Here is an 18935-nt window from a genome sequence, read left to right as displayed (position 1 = left end):
CCTCGTGTCACCCGCAGTCACGAGCCACCGGACGAGGTGAGCGCGGAGCTCCTCGGCTCTCGAGCCCTGGAGCCGCTGCTCCCACGCCCCGTGAGGCTCTCTTCCCCACATCTGCCTGACGTGTGTCACCCTGTAGCGGACCTGTACTTCTGATCCTGGAAACGCCTCCTGGGTGGCCCAGAGTGCAGAAGCGAGGTCAGAAACGAGCGCTCCCCCGAAGCCTCCATTAAAAGGAGGAATAGGGCAGGTGTCGGAGGGGGGAGCCGATGATCTGCCTTCACGGGATCCAAAACCTGCCTGCCCGCCCAACCGTAAGGCAGGCATGCCGTTGTTCACTCGTGTGTGCAGTATCATTGCAGAACTTCAGGTAAACGCCCGGATCCCCTATACCAGGGCGCTGACATTCCCCCGGGCGGGGCCGTTCCGCCCGGCGTCGTCTTGAGGTCCCCGTGTCCACGCGTCTGTCTCTCGCGCTGCTGTTGCTGGCCTTCACCGGATGTATTGATGGCAGTACCCCGGTGAACGTGGGCGCCACCCGAGGCGAGCCCGATGCCACCCACTCGACGGTGGAAGTCGTACCGGACACCGGGGTGGCCGCGGACGGGGTGTCGGTGGCACTCGTGAAGGTGACGGTGCGAGACCGCAATGATCGCGTGCTCTCGGGGGTGGCGGTGTCCTTCACCGCGACGGGCTCGGGAAACACGCTGACGCAGCCGCCCGTGACGGATTCCAGCGGTTTGACGCAGGGCTCCATCGCCTCCACGCGGGCCGAGACGAAGACGCTGACGGTGGTGGTGGGCAGTGGTGACAGGACGGTGGAGCTGACGCAGCACCCGGACGTGACGTTCGTTGCGGGTGACGCGTCGCGTCTCGAGTTCGTCACCCAGCCGCCGGGCTCGGTGCGTGCGGGAGAGGTGTTCGCGCCGGCCGTGCATCTGCGGGTGCTGGATGCCCAGGGCAACGTGGTGACGGCCCCGGTGGATGTGACGCTGACGCTGGAGCCTGCGGCCAGTGGTGCCACGCTGGGCGGCACCGCGACGCGCGCGACTTTGGAGGGTGAGGCGAGCTTCGATGACCTGGCAGTGACGCGCGCCGGCGTGGGCTACACGCTGGTGGCCAGCGGGCCGGGGCTCGTGTCCGCGACGAGCACGCCGTTCGATGTCACCGCGGGCCCCGCGGACCCCACGAAGACCCTCGTCGAGGTGAGCAAGAGCGGCGTGGTGGCGGACGGCACGGACTTCACCGTCATCACCGTCACCGTGAGGGATGCGTTCGACAACCCGGTGCCGAGCCAGGCGGTGGACATCTCGAGCACGGGTTCCGACAACACGCTGACGCCGTCCGGTTCCACCTCGGGAGCGGATGGCACCGTCACCGCGACGCTGAGCTCCACGACGGCGGAGGTCAAGACGATCCAGGCGACGGTGAACGGCGTCGTCGCTCCGCCCACGCCGCAGGTGACGTTCACCTCGGGGACGGCGGATCAGCTCGTCTTCGTCGTCCAGCCGCCCGTGCAGACCGTGGCGGGGCAGACGATGGCTCCCGCGGTGGAGGTGCAGGCGCTCGATGCCCAGGGCAACCGCGTCAACTCGGCCAGCTTCAACGTCACGCTCGAGCTGGAGCCGACGACCAGCGGCGCCACCCTTGGGGGCACCGTCACCAAGGCCCTGGTCTCGGGGGCGGTCAGCTTCGGTGACTTGAATGTGAAGAAGGCCGGCGCCGGCTACACGCTGCGCGCCACCGCGTCGGGCGTCACGGAGGCGCTGAGCAACTCGTTCACGATCGTCGCGGGGCCGGTGGACCTCACGAGGACGCTCGTCCAGGTGAGCAAGGGCACGGTGACGGCCGATGACTCGGACTTCACCACCATCACGGTCACGTCTCGCGACGCCTTCGACAACCCGGTGTCGGGCCAGGCCGTGGGGCTGTCGGTGTCGGGCACCAGCAACACGCTGTCGGCGGACAATGGCACTTCGGGCTCGGATGGCACCTTCAGCGCCACGCTCAAGTCCACCAAGGCCGAGCTCAAGACGGTCTCCGCCACGCTGAATGGCTCGGCGGTGTCTCCGCAGCCGCAGGTGAACTTCGTCTCGGCCACGGCTTCGCGGCTGTCCTTCGTGGTCCAGCCGCCCACGCAGACGGTGGCCGGGCAGACCCTGGCGCCCGCGGTGCAGGTGGAGGTGCTCGACCCCCAGGGCAACCGCGTCACTTCGGCCAATGCCAACGTCACGCTTGTTCTCGAGCCGGTGGCCAGTGGCGCCACGCTCGGCGGCACCACGACGAAGACGCTGGTTTCGGGCCTGGTCGACTTCAGTGACTTGAATGTGCAGAAGGCGGGGACGGGCTACACGCTGCGCGCCACCGCCACGGGCCTCTTCGATGCCGTCAGCACGGTGTTCGATGTCAGCGCTGGACCGGTGGACCTCTCGCGGACTCTTGTCGAGGTCAGCAAGGCCACGGTGACGGCCGATGGCACGGACTCGACCACCATCAAAGTCACGTCCCGGGACTCCTTCGACAACGCGGTCTCGAACCAGGCCGTGGGGCTGACGGTGTCGGGCACCAGCAACACGCTGTCGGCGGCCAGCGGCAACACGGGTTCGGATGGCACGTTCAGTTCCACGCTCAAGTCCACGAAGGCCGAGGTCAAGACCGTCTCCGCCACGCTGAATGGCACGGCGGTCTCGCCGCAGCCGCAGGTGACGTTCGTCTCGGGCTCGGGTTCGCGGCTGGCGTTTGTCGTCCATCCGCCCGCGCAAACGGTGGCCGGGCAGGCGATGACGCCTGAAGTGCAGGTGGAGGTGCTCGATGCCCAGGGCAACCGCGTCACCTCGACTAGCGCCAACGTCACGTTGAAGCTGGAGCCGGTGGCCAGCGGCGCCACGCTCGGAGGCACCACCACCAAGGCTCTGGCCGCGGGACTGGTCAGCTTCAGTGATCTGAATGTGCAGAAGGCGGGTACGGGCTACACGCTGCGCGCCACTTCCGTGGGCCTCACCGACGCGGTCAGTACGGCCTTCGACATCACCGCCGGGCCGGTGGATCTCACGAGGACGCTTGTCCAGGTGAGCAAGACCACGGTGACGGCCGATGGAGCGGACTTCACGACCATCACCGTGACGTCTCGGGACTCCTTCGACAACCCGGTTTCGAACCAGGCTGTGGGCCTGACGGTGTCTGGCACCCTCAACACGCTATCGGTGGCCAGCGGCAACACAGGCACGAACGGCACGTTCAGCGCCACGCTCAAGTCCTCCAAGGCCGAGGTCAAGACGATCACCGCCACCGTGAATGGCACGGCGGTCTCGCCGCAGCCGCAGGTGACGTTCGTCTCGGGCTCGGGTTCGCGGCTGTCGTTCGTGGTCCAACCGCCCACGCAGACGGTGGCCGGACAGACCCTGGCTCCTGCGGTGCAGGTCGAGGTACTCGATGCCCAGGGCAACCGGGTGACTTCCGCCAGCGCCAACGTCACGCTGACGCTGGGGCCGGTGGCCAGTGGCGCCACACTCGGTGGCACCACGACGAAGGCGCTGGCTTCTGGGCTGGTCAGCTTCAGTGATCTGAATGTGCAGAAGGCAGGGACGGGCTACACGCTGCGCGCCACAGCTGCGGGCCTCACTGACGCGGTCAGCACGGCCTTCGACATCACGGCTGGGCCGGTGGATCTCACGCGGACGCTCGTCCAGGTGAGCAAGACCACGGTGACGGCGGATGGCGCGGACTTCACCACCATCACCGTGACGTCCCGGGACTCCTTCGACAACCCGGTGTCCGGCCAGACGGTGGGCTTGGCTGTGTCAGGCACCTTCAACACGCTGGCGCCGACCACTGGCACCACGGGTACGAATGGCACGTTTACCGCCACGCTCAAGTCCACCAAGGCGGAGAGCAAGACCGTCTCCGCCACGCTGAACAGCTCTCCGGTCTCGTCGCAGCCGCAGGTGACGTTCGTCTCGGGCACGGCTACCCGGTTGGCTTTCGTGGTCCAACCGCCCACGTCGACCGGCGCTGGGCAGACGATGACTCCCGCCGTGCAGGTGGAGGCATTGGATGCCCAGGGCAACCGGGTCGCTTCTGCTAGCGCCAACGTCACGCTGACGCTCGAGCCAGTGGCCAGCGGCGCCACGCTCGGCGGCACCACGACCAAGGCGCTGGCTGCGGGTCTGGTCAGCTTCAGCGATCTGAACGTGCAAAAGGCGGGCACGGGCTACACGCTGCGCGCCACCGCCTCGGGCCTCACCGATGCGGTCAGCACGCTCTTCAACATCACCGCCGGAACTGTGGACCTCACGAGGACGCTCGTCCAGGTGAGCAAGACCACGGTGACGGCGGATGGCGCGGACTTCACCACCATCACCGTGACGTCGCGGGACTCCTTCGACAACCCGGTTTCGAACCAAGCTGTGGGCCTGACGGTGTCTGGCACCGGCAACACGTTGTCGGTGGCCAGCGGCAACACGGTCGCGGATGGCACGTTCAGCGCCACGCTCAAGTCCATCAAGGCCGAGGTCAAGACGATCGCCGCCACGCTGAATGGCACGGCGGTCTCGCCGCAGCCGCAAGTGACGTTCGTTGCAGGTACGGCCTCCAAGCTGTCATTCGTGGTCCATCCACCCTCACAGACGGTGGCCGGACAGACGCTGGCGCCTGCGGTACAGGTCGAGGTGCTCGATGTTCAGGGCAACCGGGTGACTTCCGCCAGCGCCAACATCACGCTGACGCTGGAGCCGGTGGCCAGCGGCGCCACGCTCGGAGGCACCACCACCAAGGCGCTGGCTGCGGGTCTGGTCAGCTTCAGTGACCTGAATGTGCAGAAGGCGGGCACGAACTACACGCTGCGCGCCACCTCAGCAGGTCTCACGGACGCGGTCAGCACGGCCTTCGCCATCACCGCCGGAACTGTGGACCTCACGAGGACGCTCGTCCAGGTGAGCAAGACCACGGTGACGGCCGATGGAGCGGACTTCACGACCATCACCGTGACGTCCCGGGACTCCTTCGACAACCCGGTTTCGAACCAGGCTGTGGGCCTGACGGTGTCGGGCACCAACAACACGCTGTCAGCGGCCAGCGGCAGCACGGACACGAACGGCACTTTCAGCGCCACACTCAAGTCCACCAAGGCGGAGAGCAAGACCGTCTCCGCCACCGTGAATGGCACGGCGGTCTCTCCGCAGCCGCAGGTGACGTTTGTCGCAGGCACGGCCACCCAATTGGCCTTCGTCGTCCAGCCGCCGACTCAGACGGTGGCCGGACAGACGCTGGCGCCTGCGGTACAGGTCGAGGCGCGGGATGCCCAAGGCAACCGGGTGACTTCCGCCAGCGCCAATGTTGCGCTGACGCTGGAGCCGGTGGCCAGTGGCGCCACGCTCGGAGGCACCACCACCAAGGCGCTGGCTGCGGGACTGGCCAGCTTCGGTGATCTGAATGTGCAGAAGGCGGGCACGAACTACACGCTGCGCGCCACTTCCGCGGGCCTCACGGACGCGGTCAGCACGGCCTTCGACATCACCGCCGGAACTGTGGACCTCACGAGGACGCTCGTCCAGGTGAGCAAGACCACGGTGACGGCGGATGGCACGGACTCCACCACCATCACCGTGACGTCGCGGGACTCTTTCGACAACCCGGTGTCCGGCCAGACGGTGGGCCTGGCTGTGTCGGGCACCAGCAACACACTATCGGCGGCCAGTGGCACCACGGGCACGAATGGCACGTTCACCGCCACGCTCAAGTCCATCAAGGCCGAGGTCAAGACCGTCTCCGCCACGTTGAACAGCTCTCCGGTCTCGTCGCAGCCTCAGGTGACGTTCGTTGCGGGTCCTGCCACCCGGTTGGCCTTCGTGGTCCAACCGCCCACGTCGACCGGCGCTGGGCAGACGATGACTCCCGCCGTGCAGGTGGAGGCGCTGGATGCCCAGGGCAATCGGGTCACTTCATCCACGCTCAGTGTGACGCTGGCGATCGAGCCGGTGGCCAGTGGCGCCACGCTTGGTGGCACCACCACCAAGGCGCTCGCTTCGGGCGTGGCCAGCTTTAGCGACCTGAAGGTGCAGAAGACGGGCACGGGCTACACGCTGCGCGCTACCGCCACGGGCCTCACCGATGCGGTCAGCTCGCTCTTCAACATCACCGCCGGGCCCGTGGATCTCTCGAGGACCCTCGTGGAGGTCAGCAAGGCCACGGTGACGGCCGATGGCACGGACTCCACCACCATCACGGTCACGTCGCGGGACTCCTTCGACAACCCGGTGTCCGGTCAGGCCGTGGCCCTCACGGCCTCGGGCACCAACAACACGCTGGTGCCGACCAGCGGCACCACAGGCACGAACGGCACGTTCACCGCCACGCTCAAGTCCATCAAGGCCGAGGTCAAGACCGTCTCCGCCACCGTGAATGGCACGGCTGCCACGGCGCAACCGCAGGTGACGTTCGTGCCAGGGCCCGCCGCCAAGCTGGCCTTCGTCGTCCAGCCGCCCGCGCAGACTGGCGCCGGGCAGACGATGACTCCCGCCGTGCAGGTGGAGGTGCTCGATGCCCAGGGCAACCGCGTCACCTCGTCCACGCTCAGCGTGATGCTGGCGCTGGAGCCGGCGGCCAGTGGCGCCACCCTGAGCGGCACCACCACGAAGGCCGTGGTCTCGGGCCTGGTCAGCTTCAGTGACCTGAGCGTGCGGAAGGCAGGCACCGCCTACACGCTGCGCGCCACCGCCACGGGCCTCACCGATGCGGTCAGTACCCCGTTCAACATCGTCGCCGGATCGGTGGATCTCACGAGGACCCTCGTGGAGATCAGCAAGAACACCGTCACCGCCGACAACACGGACTTCACCACCGTCACGGTGACCGTGCGCGATGCCTTCGACAACCCGGTGTCCGCCCAGGCCGTGGCCTTCACCGTCACGGGCAGCGGCAACACGCTGTCCGCAGCCAGCGGCTCCACGGGCACGAATGGCATCTTCAGCGCCACGCTCAAGTCCACCAAGGCCGAGGCCAAGACGATCTCCGCCACCGTGAATGGCACGGCCGTCTCTCCGCAGCCGCAGGTGACGTTTGTCCCCGGCCCCGCCGTGAAGCTCGCCTTCGTCACCCAGCCGCCCACGCAGACGGTTGCGGGGCAGGTCCTGGCGCCCGCGATCGATGTGGAGGCGCTCGATGCCCAGGGCAACCGCGTCTCCTCGCCCAACGTCAGCGTGACGCTCGTGCTCGAGCCGACGTCCAGCGGCGCCACGCTCGGAGGCACTGGGACTCGCATCACGGCCTCGGGCGTGGCCAGCTTTGGCGATCTCTTCATCCAGAAGGCGGGCACCGGCTACACCCTGCGCGCCACGGCTCCGGGCCTTACGTCCGCCGTCAGCAACCCGTTCAACATCGTCGCGGATGTTCCGTCGCTCCCGCAGACCACCGTCACGCTCAGCAAGAGCACCGTCGCCGCCGACAACCTGGACTTCACCACCATCACCGTCACCGTCAGGGATGCCTTTGGCAACCCGGTGTCGGGCCAGGCGGTGAGCCTCGCCGTCACGGGCAGCGACAACATCCTGTCGAGCACCAGCGGCCCCACGGCCGCGGATGGCACCTTCTCCGCCACGCTCAAGTCCATCATGGCGGAGATCAAGACCGTCTCCGCCACGCTCAACGGCAATCCCATCGCGCAGCAGCCGCAGGTGACGTTCATCCCCGGCCCGCCCGTGAGCCTGCGCTTCCACACCGAGCCGCCCCTCGCCGTGGGCGCCGGGCAGACGATGGTGCCCTCGGTGCAGGTGGAGGTGCTCGATGCCCAGGGCAACCGGGCGACCGGCTCCACCGCCACGATCGCGCTCGCAGTGGAACCGACGTCCAGCGGCGCCACCCTGGGCGGCACCGTGTCTCGGGCGGCGGTCGCTGGTATGGCCACCTTCGATGACCTGTTCGTCCGGCAGGCCGGCACCGGCTACTCGCTGCGGGCCACCTCGGTGGGCCTGAGCGATGGCGTGAGTGGGCTGTTCAGTGTCATCGCCGGCACACCCTCTCTGCTGACCTCCACGCTCACGGTGGCTCCCGCCAGTCTGGCGGCGGACAACGTCGCCGAGGCCACCATCACCGTCACCGTGAAGGACTCCTACGGCAACCCGGTGTCGAATCAGTCGGTGGTCCTCGCCGTCTCGGGCGTGAACAACACGCTCACTGCGTCCAGCGGCACCTCCGGCACGGATGGCAAGTTCGTCGCGAAGCTGCGCTCCACCACGGCGGAGGTGAAGAACGTCGACGCCACGGCGGCTTCGCTCACGCTGCCGACCGCCACCGTCACCTTCGTGGCGGGCCCTGTCTCAACCCTCAACCTGGTGGCCGTGCCCACGCAGTTGGAGGCCAACGGCACGGACAAGACGACGCTGACGGCCACCGTCGAGGACTCCTTCGGCAACCGCGTGCCCAACGTGGCCATCACCTTCACCGCGACGGGCTCGGGCAACATCTTCAACCCGGGAGACGGCAACACGGATGTCAACGGCCAGCGCATCGCCGGCCTGAGCTCCACCGTCACGGGCGTCAAGACGGTGACCGCCACAGGCGCGGGCAAGACGGGCATCGCCACAGTCACCTTCCTGCGGCCTCCCGCCCAGGTGATCAACCCGGTGCTGGTGGGCAGCACGGCCTCGAGCTGCGCGACGCTCCAGTACACGTTGACCCAGGCGGCCTCCTCTCGCGCCGACGTCATTGTCGAGTACGAGGACAACGGCGTCTTCAAGCGCGCCACCCAGGCGGGCTCCTCCACCGGCTCGGGCGTGCAGGGCGTGGCCACCTCGCCCACCGGCGTCACGCACACGTTCCTCTGGAACAGCACCGCGGATCTACCCTCGTCCACCGCGACCATCCGCATGCGCATCACCGCCCAGGTGCAGGGCGCGCTGCCCAGCAGCGGCTACATCAACGGTGTCGTCATGGCCAACGGCATGCAGTTCGCCGCACCGGGCCTCGTGCCCGCGGGCACCGCGCCGGGCCTGGTGGCTCGCGCGGACCTGAACAATGACGGGAAGACGGACATCGTGGTGGGCAGCGCCACCTCCAATGATCTTCAGGTTCTGCTGGGTGATGGCGCCGGCTCGTTCGCAGCCGCAACGCCCGTCACCGTGGGATTCCCCTCCTCGGCCCTGGTGGTGTGGGACGTGGATGGAGACGGGAAGATGGACGTGCTGACCGGCGGTGCCTCCAACAGCAACGTGTACCTGCTCAAGGGCACGGGCACGGGCACCTTCAGCGCGGCCACCGTGGCCACCACGCTCCAGGGCCCCGCGGCCGGCCTGGTGGTGGGCGACTTCAACCGCGATGGGAAGGTGGACCTGATTGCCACCAGCACGGCGGGCACCGTGGAGGTCGCCCTGGCTACGACGGCGGGGGTGTTCGGCGCTCCCACTCGCACCACCGTGGGCGGCTCGCCGCAGGCCATCGCCACCGCGGACCTCAACCTTGATGCCCGGTTGGATCTCATCTTCGTGGACCCCACGCAGGACGTGAAGGTGATGCTGGGCACCGGCTCGGGGACCTTCGGCGCGGTGACGCCGCTGGGCATGGGCGCGGGGGTGACAGCGCACTCCGTGGCGGACCTGAACAAGGATGCGCGTCCGGATGTGGTGGCGGCCCTGGGTGCCAGCGGCACGGTGCGTGTCGCACGCGGCAACGGGGATGGCACCTTCTCCTTGCAGACGGCCATCACCACGGGTGGTCAGCCCGCGGGGCTGGCCGTGGTGGACATGGACGAGGACAGCAACCGGGATGTGGTGGTGACGGGCGTGGGCAGCGATGTGCTCATTCTGTCCGGCAAGAGCGATGGCTCGCTGAACACCACGCCGCGAGTGACGCCCGCGGGAGGCCCCGCCACCTCGGTGGTGGTGCTGGATGCCGACCGCAGCGGCCGTCAGGACATCGTGGCGGTCCGCCCGGCCAGCAACGGTGTGGCGGTGCTGCTGAGCATGCAGGCTGATCGCTGCGAGGCTGCGCTCAACGCGGGCCTCCATCTGCAGGTGAGCCCCTCGCCCGCCGCCTCCACGGTGGCGGACCTGGATGGAGACGGCCGCCCGGATCTGGTGGTGGCCGTGGGCGGTACCACGGCGGGCGCCAGCGCGCTGGCCGTCGCCAAGGGCCGCGGCAATGGCAGCTTCTCCGCCTTCACCACCGTGTCCCTGGGCACCACCGCGCTCAACCCGCAGGGCGTGACGACCGGAGATTTCAACGGCGACGGGCGGTTGGACCTGGTGAGCGCCAACCAGAGCGCTAACACCGTGAGCGTGTTGCTGGACAACGGCGCGGGCGGCTACGGCACTCCGGCCACGTGGAACACGGGCGCCGGGCCGAAGGGGATGGCCACCGCGGACTTCGATCTGGATGGCAAGTTGGACCTGGTGGTCGCCAACAGCACCGGGAGCAACGTGACGGTGCTGTATGGCAACGGAGATGGCACCTTCCCCACCAGCTTCAACTTCAACGTGGGTGTCTCCCCGCAGAGCCTGGTGGTGGTGGACCTCAACGGAGACGGCAAGCCGGACATCGCCACGGCCAACTTTGGCGGCAGCAGCGTCACGGCCCTGCGCAACAACGGCGGCCGTTCCAGCACGGCCTTCACCAGCATGGGCAACACCGTGGCGGGCTACGCGCCACGAGCCATCAGCGCCGGAGACTTCAACGGGGACAACAAGCCGGACATCGTCGTGGTGGGCAACCCCAGCAGCGTGGGCGCGGTGAGCGTGATGTTGGGCGCGGGCGATGGCACCCTGGGCTCCGCCGCCACCACCTCCGCCAACCCGGGCACCCCCGAGTTCAAGGACCCGCGCGGTGTCGTCGTCGGAGACTTCGACCAGGATGGCAAGCTGGACGTGATCGCGGGCAACAACACCGATGTGAGCGTCATCCTGCTCAAGGGCCTGGGGACCGGGCGGTTCACCATTGGCTCTTCCACCGCCACGGGCACGGGCATCGTGGACATGGTGGGCAGCGACGTGGACGGAGATGGGTTGCCCGACCTCGTGGGAACCCTCACCGCGGACAACCGCGTCTTCGTGCTGCGCAGCAAGGGCATTGGCCTGCCTGGCCCGACGGCCTACCCGCTGCAGTCGGTGTCGGGGGCGGTGACTGGCCGCGGTGTCACCGTGGTGGACCTGAACAAGGACGGCAAGCCGGATGTGCTGACCACCAACCGCTCCACCAACAAGCTGAGCCTGTTGTTCGGAGACGGTACGGGCAACTTCCTGTTGTCCTCCACGGCTCCCGCGGTGGGTACTGCCCCCAGCTTCGCTACCACTGGAGACATCGATCGCGACGGCAACACGGACGTGGTGGTGACCAACAACAACTCCTCCACGCCCAGCATCTCCGTGCTGCTGGGAGATGGGAACGGGGGCCTGACGAAGCTGGCCACGGACCTCACCTATCCCGTGGCACCTCGGAGCCCCTTGCTGGTGGACTTCAACAGTGACGGAGCCCCGGACCTGCTCGCATGTGGTAATGCCGTGTACCTGCGCCTCAACACCGGCGGCGGCACCTTCGCCAACTACACCACGAACACTGTGGGCGGTGCGCCGCAGTCCGAGGTCGTCGCCGACTTCAACCTGGATGGCCGGCCGGATGTGGCGGTGACCAACAACGCCAGCTCCGCCGCAGTGGGCGTGCTGCTGGGTAACGGGGCCGGCGGCTTCGTGACCCCGGCGAAGACCCAGGGCTTGTCTGGTGCTGGCGTGGCGCTCGCTACGGCGGACTTTGACCGGGACGGGAAGCCGGACCTCGCCGTCACGGTCACTGCCAGCACGGGCGTGTATGACGTGAAGGTGATCAAGGGCCGGGGCGATGGCACCTTCGACTCCACCGTGTGGGCGACGCTGAGCTTCAGCGCTCCGTCGGTTGCTCCGGAGTGGATCCAGGCGACCGACTTCGATGGAGACGGGCGGGCGGATATCGCCGTGTCGGCGCCGGGCGTGGATGCGGTGATCATCTGGCGCGGCAACGGCGCCGGAGGCTTCTCCGCACCCTCCATCTGGGGCTCGACGGACCAGGCGCAGGCTGCGACGCTCGCGGACGTCAACGGCGATGGCCTGGTGGATGTCGTCAACGGCGGCTTCAGCCTGCTGGGCGTGCTGCCCGGCCGCTGAGCCGCCCGTGGGATTCAGGCCGCTGCGGGCTTCACGCCGGAGAAGACATAGGCGGACAGCTCGCGGCGGCGGCCCTTGCGCAGCACATCCAGGCGGACCTCGGGGTGGAGGGACAGGGCCATCAGGCGCTGCACATCATCCACGCTCCCCACCGGGCGCTGGTTGATGCCCAGCAGCAAGTCCTCTGGCTGCAGGCCCGCGTCGTCCGCGGGAGTCCCCTGCTGTACCTGGAGGATGAGCACCCCGCGAGGCTGGCCGGTGTCCCGGGCGTGTTCGGGTTCCAGCGCCACCGCTCGGGCCGCGACGCCCAGGAAGCGGCGCTCCACCTTGCCGCGCTGGATGAGGAGGCTGGCCACCCAGGCCGCGGTGGTGGCGCTCACCGCGAAGCCGATGCCCTGCGCGTAAGGCAGGACGAGGGTGTTGAGCCCCACCACCTGGCCGCGGGTGTTGAGCAGGGGGCCGCCCGAGTTGCCGGGGTTGATGGCGGCGTCTGTCTGGAGCATGCCCTCCAGGAGCGTGCCATCAGGCAGGGCGATGCTGCGGTTGATGGCGCTCACCACGCCCAGGGACACGGACTGCTCCAGACGGAACGGGTTGCCGATGGCCACCACGAGCTGGCCCATGCGCACGTCCTTGGGGTCGGCCAGGGGCAGGGTGGGGAAGTCCGAGCCCTCGGCGCGCAGGACGGCGAGATCCGTGGGGGCATCTCCGCCGACGAAGGAGGCCTTGCGCTCCTCGCCGGTGGAGAGCGTCACGGTCTGCTTTCGTGACTGGCGGACCACGTGGCGGTTGGTGAGCACGTAGCCGTCCGGAGTGAGGAAGAGGCCGGTGCCGTGGCCGCGGCCGTGCTCCACACCCACGACGGCGGGAGAGGCGCGGGCGACGAGCTCCTCGAGATCATCGGAGAACTGTTGCAGCAGTTTCATGGACGAAGCCTTTCTTTGGGGGCACGGCGCGTCACGAGCGCTTGCCGATGGTGAGGGAGACCTCGCGCAGCTCTCCGGCGCGCAGCACCTTGGCGGGGACGGTGGAGCCGACCTTCTCGTCGGCGAGGTAGCCGAGCAGATCCTCCACGCCCTCCAGGGAGCGGCCGCCGAGGTTCACGAGCACATCCCCCAGCAGCAGGCCGGCGCGGTGGGCGGGGCCGTCGGGGTCCACGGAGAGGAAGATGAGGCCGGTGTCCGCGCCAGCGAGGGAGGACAGGGGCTGAGGCAGGCGCACGGGGTAGGCGCCGACGCCGAGGTAGCCGCGGCGGATGCCGCCGTGTTCCTTGAGGGTGGAGACGACGCGGGTGAGCGTCTCGCCGGGGATGGCGACGGCGGCGGTGCGGGAGAAGGCGGCGGTGAGCAGGCCGAGGAAGCGTCCCTGGGCGTCCACGAGGGGGCCGCCGGAGAAGCCGGGAGGCAGGTCGGCATCGGTCTCCAGGTAGCGGTGGATGCGGCCGCCCGCGTGGGTGCGCCATTCATCTCCGAGGGCGCTGACGATGCCGAGGGTGGCGCGGGTGGTGCGGCCGGGGTGGCCGATGGCGAGGACGAGGTGGCCGACCTTCAGGCCCTCGAGGGGAGCGGGGGCGAGGGGCGTGAGGCCAGGGGCCTCGGTCTTGAGGAGGGCGAGGTCGGTGCTCGGGTCACGGCCGACGAGCTCGGCGGGAGCGGTGCGGCCCTCGGGGAGGCTGATCTGGATCTGGCCTTCGTGTTCGACGGCGTGGCTGGTGGTGAGGATGTGGCCATCGGAGCTCCAGACGATGCCGGTGGCGCCGTGACGGCGGCGGGCCTCCACGCGGACGACGGAGGGAGCGATGCGCTCGACGAGGGAGGCGATGGACTGGGAGAAAGAGAGCAGGTCGGACATGGCGTTTCCTTTCTGGACCAGAAACTAAAGGCCTCGGGAGCGCGCCACATCGGCGAGACGGATAGGGAGGAGACCTATCCGTTCAGGCAGGTGACCTCTTCTTTTGGAGGGGAGTGCTGGGCGGGACTGCGCGAGTGGGCAGGAGAGTCATGCTTTCGGGGAGGGGCGCAGGGCTCAGCTCTTGTCGGCTTGCTTGATCATCTGGAGCAGCCAGCCACGGTGGGAATAGACGCTGGTGAAGATGGACATGCGCTCTCCCGTGGGCTTCTGCGCGCCGATCGACGTGATCCCGATGAGCTCGTGCTTGTTGCTGCTCCTGACGCAAGCCCCTCCGCTGTCGCCACCCTGGGCATGAGATGCCACCTCGCCATCGAGCAGTTGCTGCTCTTCCGTCCTGAAGGCTGTGCTCCCCGTCTCCAGATAGATGAGCTGGGTCACTCGATTGTTTCCGAAGTGCCGGACGCCAAAAGAGGGAGACGCGTCATTCCCAGTGCCGTAGCCCACCATGGTGACGGCCTGTCCTACCCGGACTTCGGTCTCTGTGAGGCTGAGACGAGGAAGGGTGTCCTCCAAAGGCTCTTTCAAGAAGATGGCAGCGAGATCCGCATGGCTCCACACCACTCCTTGAGCCTGGCCACGTCGGCCCGAGATCATTTCGAGTGCGGGGTGGATCACCACTTCGCCGACATGGTCACGAATCTCCGGCCTGGAGGAGGAGCCTGTTGGGGTGGAAAGGTATCGGACCGTGGTCACGGTCACCGTCTCCGCACAGGGCGATTTCGCATCGATGATGCTCGTGAGCGAGACATCTTCGAGCGCTGACCCTCTCGAGACCACGTGCTTCACGACGCGGTCAGCGCGGGTGGGGCCCGTGGGTTCCATCCCAGTGAAGTGGGTGAGTCGGTCTTCGGCCTTGGTGGTCCTGGCCGCGCAGACACAGTGCCCCGCCGTGAAGACCAGCCGGGGATGGACGATGACGCCCGAGCAGGACTTGCGAGCGAGACGGCCTCTCTCCGTGACGATGCTGGCGCTCACCATGACAGAGGGCAGGTGGATGTTCTCCAGATCTGGCGTACCTGGAGCCACAAGCATCTCACCGGGAGGAAACAGTTCCGCGGATGGATCGGACACCTTGGATGGGGTGGAGGCACACCCAATCCACAGGGCCAACAAGGGGCAGCTCAGGCAGAGGATGGCGCGCCACGTTCGAAGGCTCATCATTCGCGGATTCCCCCATCAGGGTTGGGTTCGGCGGATGCTGCCAGGGCGATCTCTCGGAGCAGCCACGCCCTGAAGGGAGAGAGGTCTGTCATGGATGCTTCCCGGCCCAATCCAGTCGTCGAGATGCCGACGACCTCGGGGCCGTCGGGTGCCTCCCGAAAGCATGGACCTCCATCATCGCCCCTGAAGATGGAGTCATCCGAATTCTCGAGGAGGAACCTCTCGTCAGTGTCGGATAGGGATTTCAGCACTTTGCTCTGATGAACGAGCCGTCTTCCATCCAAGGCTCCCTGCGCCTCGTCGTAGCCGAAGCCCACTCGTGTCAACGTGTCATCGAGCCTGGCTGAGGTCTTCGCCAACCGAGCTGGACGGAATCCAGAGGGGACCGGCTCCTCCAGGAGGATGAGAGCCAGATCCGCATGGCTGGAGAGCACATCTTCCCCCTCCTTCAACCGAACCTCCAACTGTGGATGAGGACGGATCCGCCCTGGATGCTGCTGGGAGGTAGCGCCCCCGATCTGTCGGGGTTGGTGCGTGGCCTGGTCATAGAAGAAGACCGTCGCGATGGCACTTCGAGCACAGGAAGTGCCATCCACCCGTTGCTCCGGATCGCTGCCTGAAACGGAGACCTGACGGCGCTGGCAGACGCAGTGGCCAGCGGTGAGGACGAGGCGTGGGGCGACGATGACGCCACTGCATTCCCGGATCCTTCCCGAGCCAGGGCTCATCTGTGGATGGATCATGACTACGGAAGGAAAGCGGTTGTCTGCGTCGGGCTCCCCCACGGTTTCGAAAACGACAGCGCCTGCGAAGTCGGGTGAGGGGATTCCAAAGGGAGGATCGAGTTCGTTCAAGTCACCTGGGTCAGGGGATGGCGCCGCAGTTGAGGTCTCCTCGTGGGCTGGAGCAAAGCCCGCATCAACAGGGGCTCTGGAGAAACGGGTCGAGCACCCGCCGCACCCACCTGAGAGCCCGATGAGCAACGGAACCAGCACAAGGAGCGCGTGACGCAAGCGCATGGTCAAACCTGGGTCTCCCTCTGGAGCAACCGAGTACCGCGACCTTACGCTGGAGGCGCCATGGGCAGATAGAGCGTGAACGTGCCGCCCCAGTCCGGTGTGCTCCGCACCTGGTTACAACGTCACCCACCCCATGCGTGCGGCTCGGACGACGGCTTCCGTGCGCCGCTGGACCCCCAGCTTGGCGAGCACGGCGTTCACATGGAACTTGGCGGTGTGCTCGCTGATGGAGAGCCGGTCGGCAATGGCCTTGTTGGAGAGGCCCTCTGCCAGCAGCGCGAGCACCTCACGTTCGCGCGGTGTGAGGGGCTCTGGGCCGGGAGGCGTGGAGGTGGAGGCACGCGGAGTGGGGCGCACCGGCGAGAGCGCGGGCTCGAAGACGGCGAGCCCCCGAGCCACCGCCTGCAGTGCGGCCAGCAGTGCGCTGGGAGCGGCATCCCGGAAAAGCAGGCCTCGAGCGCCCGCGGCGAGAGCCAGCTCCGCCGCGGCCTCATCAGGCACCAACGCGAGCACGGGTGCCCCCAACTCGGGAGCGTCCAGGCGTCCTTCTGCCTCGGAGAGGCGCAGGCCCACGTCCCACAGCACCACGTCGGGAGGTTCGGAGCGGGTCGCCTCCAACTCCGAGAGGGTGCCAGCCGAGGCGATGGTGAGGTCCTCTCTGCCCAGCTCCGAGAGGGCGCGAGACAGGGCACCCCGGGCGAGCGGGTCCTCGGCAACGAGGGCGAGGCGCAGGGGAGAGGAGGACGAGTCCAGCACGTTCTCCCATGCCTAACCGGCCGGTGTGCGTTTCGCCGGGCCACGTGCGAGCTGTCATGCACCCCACACAGGGGGCCCAGGAGATGTAGCCTCCACGAGTGCTCTCTCGGTGAGGGAGGGGAGGAGAACACGGATGGGACGCTGGATCGCAATACTGCTCTGGGGACTGGGTGCGAGCGCAGGGGCGCAGGCGCAGGGCCGCTTCGCGAAGCTGGGGGACGAAGTGGTGTCCGAGGTGCGCGAGCGCTTCTACGACGCGAAGAAGGCCGAGGCCTGGGCCGCGAGCCACAAGGGCTACGCCGCGGCGGCGAAGAGCGAGGAGGACTTCGAGCGGCTCACGCGCAAGGCGTTGGCGGACCTGCAGACATCGCACACGGAGTACTACGCGCAAGACACGTGGGGCTACGTGGGGCTGTCGACGGTGTTCCGGTGGGTCTTGAAGCCGAAGAAGCCGGAGGAGTACGTGAGCCTGGGCGTGGATCTCGCGGAGCGCCCCGAGGGCCTCTTCGTGCGCCACGTGTTCCAGGGAGGCCCGGCGGAGAAGGCGGGGCTGCTGAGAGGCGATCGCATCGTCAGCGTGGAGGGGCAGCCCTTCCAACCGGTGCGCTCGCTGAAGGGTCGGGATGGCAAGCCCACGCGCGTGACGGTGGAGCGAGCGAAGGGCCAGCCGCCGCTGACAGTGACGCTGACACCACGGCTCATCGATCCGAAGACCGAGTGGCTCGAAGTACAGGCGAAGAGTTCGCGAGTCCTTCAGCGTGGGGGCAAGCGCGTGGCGTATCAGCACGTGTACTCATGCGCAGGCCCCGAGTTCCAGGACGCGCTGGCGGAGTACATCCTGTACCGCCTGGAGGATGCGGACTCGCTGGTGGTGGACTTCCGGGACGGGTGGGGCGGGTGCAACGCGGAGTTCCTCAACCTCTTCAACAAGAACCTGCCAGTGCTCACGTCGGAGGATCGGGCGGGCAAGCAGATGACGGCGAGGCCCTCGTGGCTCAAGCCAGTGGTGCTGCTGGTGAACGGCAACTCGCGCAGTGGCAAGGAGGTGGTGTCGTTCGCGATGAAGCAGCGGGGCATGGCCACGCTGGTGGGCGAGCGCACGGCGGGGGCGGTGATGGCGGGCGCACCGGTGCGCCTGTCCAACGGGGATCTCCTCTATATCGCCACGATGGATGTGGCCGTGGATGGAACCCAGCTGGAGGGCATAGGGGTGAACGTGGACGTCGAGGTGCCGGACGCGCTGCCGTACGCGGCGGGGAAGGATCCACAGCTCGACAAGGCGGTGGACGTGGCTGCCTCGCTGCGGCCGCCCGCGACGCCGGCCGAGGGCCTCAAGTAGGCCCCATGGCTCAGTAGTACACGCCGTCGAGTTTCTCGAGCACGGACTTGATGGCTTCCGGGGTGGTGCCGTTGCGCTTGGCAAGGTCGGGGGCGAAGTACGTGACGGCGGCGGTGGAAGCAGGCCGTTCCTCCCCATACCACTGGAAGAATTCGCGGAGCTTACCCGGCCAAGGCAGCGCGACCAGCTCAGCGGCTCTGCGCACGGGGTCCAGAATGGTCAAACCCGGCCACGGTGGGAAACGCATCGTCCGGGCATCGCAACTGAGGAAACGGGTCATATCCAGCTGCGCGGCGGTGAAGTCGCAATCCACGATGCTTCCGTCGGCCGTACCTTCCAAATTCCCGAAGTCGTTGCTGAAGTAGCGACCCTTGAAACGACACCCTGTCAAATGGGCGTGGTCCCAGCCGAAATTCTTCAGCACCCGGGTCACCTCAATGGTGCACTCCACGAGTCGCGTCTTGTTGACGTGAAGTCTCTTGGCGGGCACACCTACTACAAGGGTGCAACGCCGAAGCGTCAGGTGGTGACCCAGAAAGTAGAGCGAGTTGCGATCAGTGAGTTCCAACCGTTCGTTCTCGATGACCCGGTTCTCGTAGATGACGTTGTTCAGCCACATTCAAACGGCCC

At 67.6% G+C, this 18935-nt stretch carries 8 protein-coding genes; 2 read left to right on the top strand and 6 right to left on the bottom strand.

The window, feature by feature from the left end; genetic code table 11:
- Window positions 1-449: 449 nt before the first annotated feature.
- Window positions 450-12119 carry an Ig-like domain-containing protein gene (locus KY501_RS47960; RefSeq protein WP_224371991.1) on the top strand — a complete coding sequence of 3890 codons (11670 nt, stop codon included), beginning with the start codon at window positions 450-452 and terminating at the stop codon, window positions 12117-12119.
- A gap of 14 nt (window positions 12120-12133) precedes the next feature.
- On the opposite strand, the gene KY501_RS47955 is transcribed toward KY501_RS47960, so the two are convergent.
- The 5 genes from KY501_RS47955 to KY501_RS47935 all read right to left on the bottom strand — a co-directional run bounded on the left by KY501_RS47955 (window position 12134) and on the right by KY501_RS47935 (window position 16966).
- Complete coding sequence (locus tag KY501_RS47955; RefSeq protein ID WP_224371989.1) at window positions 12134-13045, bottom strand: S1C family serine protease; 912 nt, start codon at window positions 13043-13045, stop codon at window positions 12134-12136.
- Between the two features lie 31 nt (window positions 13046-13076).
- Window positions 13077-13970 (bottom strand): S1C family serine protease, encoded by an 894-nt coding sequence (locus KY501_RS47950; protein ID WP_224371987.1) that lies wholly within the window; start codon window positions 13968-13970, stop codon window positions 13077-13079.
- A 174-nt stretch (window positions 13971-14144) separates the two neighbouring features.
- Entirely contained in the window at window positions 14145-15191 is a 1047-nt protein-coding gene (locus tag KY501_RS47945) for a trypsin-like serine protease (RefSeq protein ID WP_224371985.1), read from the bottom strand.
- Entirely contained in the window at window positions 15188-16210 is a 1023-nt protein-coding gene (locus KY501_RS47940; protein ID WP_224371983.1) for a trypsin-like serine protease, read from the bottom strand. Before KY501_RS47940 ends, KY501_RS47945 begins: the two co-directional genes overlap by 4 nt.
- A gap of 114 nt (window positions 16211-16324) precedes the next feature.
- Window positions 16325-16966: a response regulator transcription factor gene (locus KY501_RS47935; protein ID WP_224371982.1), complete on the bottom strand. Its 642-nt coding sequence runs from the start codon at window positions 16964-16966 to the stop codon at window positions 16325-16327.
- A 133-nt stretch (window positions 16967-17099) separates the two neighbouring features.
- Between KY501_RS47935 and KY501_RS47930 the strand changes: the two genes are divergently transcribed.
- On the top strand, window positions 17100-18305 hold the full coding sequence (locus KY501_RS47930) for a S41 family peptidase (protein WP_224371980.1): 1206 nt from the start codon (window positions 17100-17102) through the stop codon (window positions 18303-18305).
- Window positions 18306-18315: 10 nt separating this feature from the next.
- On the opposite strand, the gene KY501_RS47925 is transcribed toward KY501_RS47930, so the two are convergent.
- Entirely contained in the window at window positions 18316-18924 is a 609-nt protein-coding gene (locus KY501_RS47925; protein WP_224371978.1) for a hypothetical protein, read from the bottom strand.
- Window positions 18925-18935: the final 11 nt, after the last annotated feature.

Source organism: Hyalangium versicolor, assembly GCF_020103695.1.
In the GTDB taxonomy this organism is placed as follows: domain Bacteria; phylum Myxococcota; class Myxococcia; order Myxococcales; family Myxococcaceae; genus Hyalangium; species Hyalangium versicolor.
The sequence above is the reverse complement of the archived record's forward strand: the minus strand, read 5'-3'. Positions and strand labels throughout refer to the sequence as shown.